The organism is Terrisporobacter mayombei (assembly GCF_020748465.1).
GTDB classification, from domain to species: domain Bacteria; phylum Bacillota; class Clostridia; order Peptostreptococcales; family Peptostreptococcaceae; genus Terrisporobacter; species Terrisporobacter mayombei.
In genome coordinates this window covers 1-429 of sequence record NZ_JAHZMP010000304.1, presented here as the reverse complement: position 1 = coordinate 429, position 429 = coordinate 1, and the positions used below count along the sequence as shown (strand labels likewise).

1 pseudogene is annotated in these 429 nt (G+C 50.6%); it reads left to right on the top strand.

What is annotated here, in order from left to right:
• A pseudogene (gpr, locus tag K0039_RS25595) lies at nucleotides 1-277 on the top strand (L-glyceraldehyde 3-phosphate reductase); the annotation flags it as partial.
• Between the last annotated feature and the right edge of the window lie 152 nt (nucleotides 278-429).

The following is a 429-nucleotide window of genomic DNA, read 5'->3' as shown; positions in this document are numbered from 1 at the left end:
ACCGAAAATGCTTACCGAAGCCAACCTCAACAGCCTGCGCTTATTGAATGAAATGGCACAGCAGCGTGGACAATCAATGGCGCAAATGGCGTTAAGCTGGTTGCTGAAAGATGATCGCGTGACGTCGGTATTGATTGGTGCCAGCCGCGCGGAGCAACTAGAGGAGAACGTGCAGGCGCTGAATAATCTGACATTTAGCACCAAGGAGCTGGCGCAGATTGATCAGCATATCGCCGATGGCGAGCTGAATCTGTGGCAGGCGTCTTCCGATAAATGACCTGTTAATAACGGGCGCGCGAACCGCGCCCGAATCAGATCAGTGATTATGACGAGTCAGTCGGTCAAGATAGCCCATCACAAATGCAGAAAGCACAAACGTCAGATGGATAATGACGTACCACATCAGTTTGTTATCCGGGACATTTTTCG